Annotated in this window: 4 protein-coding genes; 2 read left to right on the plus strand and 2 right to left on the minus strand. The window is 74.7% G+C overall.

Translation table 11 applies throughout. From position 1 onward, the window contains the following. Positions 1-203 precede the first annotated feature (203 nt). The gene (locus AOK15_RS03690; protein WP_055512685.1) at positions 204-2705 is read right to left on the minus strand and encodes a DUF5682 family protein; all 2502 of its coding nucleotides are present in this window, start codon (positions 2703-2705) and stop codon (positions 204-206) included. Next, complete coding sequence (locus tag AOK15_RS03695; protein ID WP_079058287.1) at positions 2702-3883, minus strand: ATP-binding protein; 1182 nt, start codon at positions 3881-3883, stop codon at positions 2702-2704. Before AOK15_RS03695 ends, AOK15_RS03690 begins: the two co-directional genes overlap by 4 nt. 133 nt (positions 3884-4016) lie before the next feature. Here AOK15_RS03695 and AOK15_RS03700 point away from each other — a divergent pair, with 133 nt between their 5' ends. After that, on the plus strand, positions 4017-5375 hold the full coding sequence (locus AOK15_RS03700; protein WP_055512687.1) for an SWIM zinc finger family protein: 1359 nt from the start codon (positions 4017-4019) through the stop codon (positions 5373-5375). Between the two features lie 130 nt (positions 5376-5505). Then, a complete protein-coding gene (locus AOK15_RS03705; protein ID WP_055512689.1) occupies positions 5506-7134 on the plus strand; it encodes a DUF5691 domain-containing protein in 1629 nt (542 codons plus the stop codon). Positions 7135-7157 lie beyond the last annotated feature (23 nt).

Raw genomic sequence — 7157 nt, forward strand, 5'->3', positions numbered from 1 at the left:
CCCCGTCCGCGATGCTCTTCGTCCCGCCCGTGATCCCCCGCACCGTCATCCGCGCACCCCCGTACGAGGCCGGGCCCAGAGCGGCATCACCGGCACCGTGGTCGTCGGCCGGTCGCCCGACCGGGGCCCCGGCGCGTGGCCGTGTCCGTCTCCGGAGGCCACCACTTCCGCCGCCCGCCCCGTCCGCCTCAGTCCGTCCGTCGTCATCCCGCCACCCCCGCGAGGTCGTTGTCGTCGATGCGGGCCCGGTCGTCGTCCAGGCCCAGCAGCAGCCGCACCACCGGCAGCACCGCGTCCGCGCGGTCGTCGTCGAGGTCGGCCGCGAAGCCCGGTGCGCCGGATTGGCCGACGGCCACCCCGCTGCCCCGGTCAGGTCCTCGTCGCACCAGCTCGCCGAGCGTCCTGCGCACGCCCGGCTCGTACGCCGAGAACGTCCGCCGCAGCAGCGGCAGTACGTCCGTGAACGCGTCCCCCGGCACCCCGGTCAGCCAGGCGTCCACCAGCCCGAGGAGCCGTTCGTCGTGGACCAGCAGCATGCCGCCGCCCGAGCCGCCGCCGACGAACCCCTCGATCCATGCGGCCGCGTCGGCCGGGGCCGTGCCCGGCGACAGGACGAGCCCCATGAGCCGGGCCGCCTCGTGCTGCGCCAACTCCCCGTCGTCCAGCAGGAGCCGGACGCCCCGGCCCCGGACGACGCCCGGTACGGTGTCCCGCCCGGAGAGCACCCGCAGGACGGAGTGCCAGCGGACCCGCAGGTCACCGTGGACGGCGCCGACGGCGTCGCCCAGCAGCCCCACCGCTCCGTGCACGGCGTCCACATGGCCGCGCATCTCCTGCGCCGCCTCCGCGTCGAGCGCGGCGCAGGCCGGCGGCAGTCCTACGAAGATCCGTTCGGCGAGCCCGGCGGCGACCTCGGAGAGCGCCCGGGTGTCGGTGGCGCGGACGTCGCCGTAGCGCAGGGACCTGACCAGGGCCGGGAGCGCTTGCGCGAGGTGGGCGACGTCGGCGTCGAGGGCGGCCCGGTCGGCGAGGACCCGCATCACCACGGGCAGCGCGTCGGTCAGTTCGGCGAGCAGGCAGTGCTCGGCGAGCGCGGTGATGTCGGCGAGCGACCGCGCGGAGACGGCGTCCGCCTCGGCCTTCGCGGTCGCCGCCGCGAGCACCGTGGTCCCCCACACCCCGGCCTCGGCGACCCGCACGGCGAGCTCCGGCTCCCAGCGCAGCCGCCAGGTCTCCCGGAACGTCCCCGTGCTGCTCCGTGACACGGCGGGCTCGCCCCAGGCGACACCGAGCAGCCGCAGCCGGTGCAATAGACGGCTGCGCTCGGCGTCGTTCTCCTTGCGCAGGTCGAGTTCCAGTTCCCGTTCCAAGGCCTCCGGCTTGAGCCGCAGGCGCCGTTGGAGCCGTGCCAGGTCCCGCTGGAGCGGCACGGCCGGCGCCGTCTCGGGCACCTCCCCCAGCACATCCCCGACCACCAGCCGGTCGTGCACCAGAGACAGCGGCACGTCCGAGCCCTCGCACATCACGGCCCGTACGGCGTCGGTGGTCTCGGTGAGGCCCGGCAGGGGGCGCCCGCGCATCGCGGCGAGCGTCTCGGCCAGCCGCACCGCCTCGATGACATGTGCGGAGGACACGATGCGGTCCTCCTCGCGCAGCAGGCCGGCCACCTTGGTCAGCCATCGCTCCACGGGACGGTCGGGCGCGCCGAACAGGTGCCCGTACCAGCCCGGTGAGTCGATCCCCGCGCCGTAGCCGCTGGCCCGGGCCAGCCGTCGGTGCGTCCACGGCACCCAGGTCATGTCGGCCTTGACCTTGGGCAACCCCTTGAGCAGGGCCCGGTCGGCGGCCATGGTCCGCTTCTCCCGCAGCGCGGGCACGTGCCAGGCACCGCACACGACGGCCACCTCGTCGTCCCCGAACTCCTTCTGCGCGGCCCGCATCTGCAACCGCATGTACGCCTCGCGCACGGAGTCGCGGTCGGGCCCGCCGGTCACGTCCCCCTCGCGGAGCGCGCCCATGGCCTCCTCCAGCGCGGTGAACGGCGCGAACGCGTCCCCGCCCGTCCCCCGGTGCTCGACGACGTCCTCCCACCACCGCTCCGGATCGTCGTAACCTGCGGCTTCCGCGAGCGCGGCCAGAGGATCGACCCGAACCGTGTCCGCCGCGGGCCCCGGGCCGTCGTCCCCGGCGTTCCCGTCGTTCTCGTCGGTCGCTTCGCCGGAGCCTTCCCCGGTCCGCTCGTCGGCCGCGTCCGGGACGGTCTCCCCCTGCGCCTGCTGAGCCGGCTCCTCCGCAGCCGAGGTCGGCCCGTCCGGTTCGGCCGCCGAGGTGCCCTCCCGACCCCAGGCCAGTGTGTGCGTCGCCGGGAGGTCGATGAAGCGGGCGGGGACCCCGTGCTCCAGGGCCCAGCGGATGGCCACCCACTCGGGGGAGAACTCGGCTAGGGGCCAGAACGCGGAGCGGCCGGGCTCGTCTACGGCGTGGGCGAGGAGGGCGACCGGGGGCCGCATGTCCTCGTCGGCGGCGAGCGGGATGAGGGTGTCCGCCTCCGGTGGTCCCTCGATCAGCACGACCCGGGGTCGGGCCGCCTCCAGCGCGGCCCGCACAGCCCTCGCCGAGCCGGGCCCGTGGTGCCGCACACCGAGGAGCAGTGGTCCGGCGCCGGACGGCCGTGGGCTGTCCGGGCGCTCGTCCTGGGCCGTCACGCGCTCACCTCGCGGCAGGCGCGGTAGAAGTCGGTCCAGCCGTCGCGCTCGCGCACGACCGCCTCCAGGTACTCCTGCCAGATGACGCGGTCGGCGGCCGGGTCGCGGACGACGGCGCCGAGGATGCCCGCGGCCACGTCGGAAGGGCGCAGCACGCCGTCGCCGAAGTGGGCGGCGAGTGCGAGTCCGTTGGTGACGACGGAGATCGCCTCGGCCGTGGAGAGCGTGCCGCTGGGCGACTTCAGCTTCGTACGGCCGTCTGTGGTGACGCCGTCGCGCAGCTCACGGAAGACGGTGACGACGCGGCGGATCTCGTCGATGCCGTCGGGCGCGGTCGGCAGGTCGAGGGAGCGGCCGATCTGGTCGACGCGGCGCGAGACGATCTCGACCTCGGCGTCGGCGCTCTCCGGCAGCGGCAGCACGACGGTGTTGAAGCGACGGCGGAGGGCGCTCGACAGGTCGTTGACCCCGCGGTCGCGGTCGTTGGCCGTGGCGATGAGGTTGAAGCCGCGCACGGCCTGCACCTCCTGCCCCAACTCCGGGATGGGCAGGGTCTTCTCGGACAGGATCGTGATCAGGGTGTCCTGGACGTCCGCCGGGATACGGGTCAGTTCCTCGACGCGGGCGGTCATGCCCTCGGACATGGCACGCATGACGGGGCTGGGCACGAGGGCGTCGCGGCTCGGGCCGTGGGCGAGGAGCTGCGCGTAGTTCCAGCCGTAGCGGATGGCCTCCTCCGGGGTGCCGGCGGTGCCCTGCACGAGGAGGGTCGAGTCACCGCTGACGGCCGCCGCGAGGTGCTCGGAGACCCAGGTCTTGGCGGTGCCTGGCACACCGAGCAGAAGCAGGGCGCGGTCGGTGGCGAGCGTGGTGACGGCGACCTCGACGATGCGGCGCGGGCCGACGTACTTCGGTGTGATCACCGTGCCGTCCGGGAGCGTCCCACCGAGCAGGTAGGTGGCGACCGCCCACGGCGACAGCTTCCAGCGGACCGGGCGGGGCCGGTCGTCCTGGGCCGCGAGCGCTGCGAGTTCTCCGGCGAAGGCGTGCTCGGCGTGCGGGCGCAGCTCCTCGCCGCCCGCGGGCGCGCCCTGCACGTGCGCATCCGTGTGCGCGTTCGCGGGCGCGGACTGGTCGTGGCTCGGGTCGACAGTGGTCGTTTCTACGGACGCAGGCATGGCTGAGTCCCCCTCCAGCTCGGCCGGTTCGGATCTGCTGACCACGATGCACCACGCCACTGACAATCCAGTCTGACCTGCGGAAATCCGTTGGCGCAAGCCAATTGTCAGTGGTGGGATCTACCTTCGAAACATGACTCAGCAGGGGGTGCGCTGGACGGCTGAGCAGGTGCTGGCACTGGCACCTGACGCAGCCTCGCGCAAAGCCGGAAGCAAACTCGCCGCGGCCGGACCGTGGTCGCAGGCGGGCACTTCGGACGAGGGGACGGTGTGGGGACTGTGCAAAGGCAGTGGCAGCAAGCCGTATCAGACTGTGGTCGACGTCGCGGACTCATCCGGGCCCGCGTACAAGTGCAGTTGTCCGAGCCGCAAGTTCCCGTGCAAGCACGCGCTGGGACTGCTGCTGCTCTGGGCGGGCGACGCCGGTGCGGTGCCGCCCGGGCAGGCGCCGGACTGGGCGGAGCAGTGGCTGGAAGGCCGCCGCAGGCGCGCAGCGGAGAGGACGACGAGGACGGGCGCGGCATCTGGGGCCACGTCCGCTGACCCCGAGGCGGCGCGGCGCCGGGCCGAGCGACGCGCCGAGCGCATCACCGCGGGCGCGACCGAGCTCGAACAGCGCCTGACCGACCTGCTCCGTGGCGGCCTCGCCGCCGCGGAGCAGGCGGGGTACGGGCTGTGGGAGGAGACGGCCGCCCGCATGGTCGACGCGCAGGCACCCGGACTGGCCGCGCGCGTGCGGGAGTTGGGCGCCATACCGGGATCGGGTGCGGGCTGGCCGGTCCGGCTCCTGGAGGAGTGCGCCCTCCTCCACCTTCTCGACCAGGGCTGGCTGCGCCGCGAGAGCCTCCCGGAGGGACTCGCGGCGACGGTCCGCTCCCGTGTCGGCCTGCCGGGCGCGGCGGACGGACCGCCGGTCCGTGACCGTTGGCTGGCCCTCGCCCAGTACGACACGTCCGACTCCCGCCTCACCACCCGCCGGATCTGGCTCCACGGCGCCGAGTCGGGCCGTACAGCACTGCTCCTGTCGTACGGGGCCGCCGGCCGTGCGCCCGAGCTGTCGCTGCCGGTGGGCCTGGTGTTCGAGGCGGAGGTGTCGGCGTACCCGGGCGGCGGGCAGCTCCGAGCGGCCCTGGGCCGGCGGTTCACCGCGCCCGCGCCCGCGGACGTCCGGCCTCCCGGAATCACTCCGGCGGAGGCGGCGGCCCGTTACGGCGAGGCCTTGCGGGACGACCCATGGCTCGACTCCTACCCGGTGACGCTCGCCCGGGTGATACCCACGCCGGACGGCGACTCCTGGCAATTGGCGGACCCGGAGAGCGGCTTGGCCCTGCCTCTCACTCCGTCCGCCCGCTCGCGCCCCGGCCTGTGGCGCCTCGTCGCCCTGTCCGGCGGCGCCCCCGTCATGGTCTTCGGCGAATGCGGCCACCGGGGCTTCACTCCGCTGACGGCATGGCCGGCGGACCCGACAGGACAGGCGGTGGCCCTGTGCTGAGAGAAGCCGACACCGCGCACACCGGCACCAGCACCAGCACCAGCACGGAACAGGCACTGGCACTGGCACTTGGCCACAGCCGACCGACCGGCCCGGCCCACCCGGCCGTCCCCGTACGGAAGGAACCCTCATGACCAGCACGTCGACCGCACAGGCGGGGCACACCTGGGAGGAGCTCGTCACGACGGCGCTCCTCGGGACGGACCGCCGGACGCCTCCGAGGTCGGCGTCCGGCCGGGAGGCGCCCGTGGCCCTGCTGGACGCGGCGGCGGTGGAGACCGTCCGGCGCAGGGCGGGGCTACGGCCCGTGCGGGCAGCGGCGGGACCGCAGCCCGCCGCACCGGACGGACGGCCTGCGCTGCCGCCCGCCGCGGCTCGCCGTCTGGCGACGCTGCTGACGGACCGGCCCGGCACGGGCGGCGGCCGCCGGGGGGCGGCACCGGACCTGATGGAGCTGCTGCCCCAGTGGCTGGCCCTGGCCAACGCGCACGGGTACGCGGCACCACCGGAAACACTGCCCGCGCTGCTCGACGCGGCGCGCGGCCGCACCGATCTACGGACAGCCGCCCTGACCTTCGCGGGCACGCGCGCGTTGTGGCTGGCCCGGTTGAACACGGACTGGCGTTTCGCGTTGCGGGCCGCGCCGGGCAGTGGTTCGGCGCTGCCCGGCGCGGACGAGCCGGAGCGGGTGCGACGCCTGTGGCAGGAGGGCCTGTTCGCCGAACGGGTGGCGCTGCTCACCACCCTGCGCGCCCAGGACGCGCCCGCCGCACGGGAGTTGCTGGTCTCCACCTGGTCGACGGAACGAGCGGAGGACCGGCTGATGTTCCTCGACTCGCTACGGACGGGACTGGAGACGGCGGACGAACCGTTCCTGGAAGGCGCGTTGTCCGACCGCAGCCGCAACGTGCGTTCCACCGCCGCCGAGTTGCTGTCCGCGCTGCCCACCTCGGCTCTGGCCGGCCGGATGGCGCGGCGGGCGACGGCCTGCGTGGCCGTGGACCGTACCGGCGACACGCCCACGATCGTGGTCGAGGCACCGCACGAGTGCGACCCGGGCATGGAACGGGACGGCGTCCAGCCGAAGGCTCCGGCCGGCCGGGGCGAACGGTCCTGGTGGCTGGGCCAGTTGGTGGAGGCGGCCCCGCTCGACGCCTGGTCGGCACGGCTCGGCGGCCGTTCACCGGAGGAGGTGGTGGCGCTGCCGGTCGCGGACGACTGGCAGGCGGAGCTGCACGGCGCCTGGTGCCGGGCGGCGGTCCGCCAACGCGATCCGAGCTGGTCGAGGGCCCTGCTGGGGGCACCCGTCACACCGGAAGCGGGTGGGCCGGGGGCGGTGTCACTGGCCGAGCGGGCGAAACTGCTCGCCACCTTGGACGCCGACGAGCGGGCCGAGTGGGTCGCCGGCTTCATCGGGACGCACGGTCTGTCGGAGGCGTTCCAGCTGCTCGGAGTGTGCGACGTCCCCTGGGCTCCGTCCCTGGGCCGGGCCGTGGTGGACGCCCTCGACATCGCGCGGGACGCCGGCAGTTACCCCTGGAGCTTCAGCGGGGTGATGGGCCTGGCGGAGAGATGCCTGGACCCCGACGAGGCCGCGCGTCTCGAACCGCTCACCGCGGCCACGGAGGAACCGGAGGACGCGGCGCCCGGCGCCGGGGGCTACTGGGCCGAGGCGTTCCAGCGGCTGGCGACGACGTTGCGGTTGCGCGCGACGATGAGAGGGGAGTTGGCTCCGCCGGGCAGGGTGGGCGCCTCTTAGCTCGGGGCTGCGGGGTTCGTGGG

The sequence above is a fragment of the Streptomyces ossamyceticus genome, from assembly GCF_001418475.1.
Taxonomy (GTDB): domain Bacteria; phylum Actinomycetota; class Actinomycetes; order Streptomycetales; family Streptomycetaceae; genus Streptomyces; species Streptomyces ossamyceticus.

Coding starts and splice junctions, on each gene's coding strand:
- AOK15_RS03695 (WP_079058287.1), bottom strand. CDS start 3,883: ATGCCTGCGTCCGTAGAAACGACCACTGTCGACCCGAGCCACGACCAG.
- AOK15_RS03700 (WP_055512687.1), top strand. CDS start 4,017: ATGACTCAGCAGGGGGTGCGCTGGACGGCTGAGCAGGTGCTGGCACTG.
- AOK15_RS03705 (WP_055512689.1), top strand. CDS start 5,506: ATGACCAGCACGTCGACCGCACAGGCGGGGCACACCTGGGAGGAGCTC.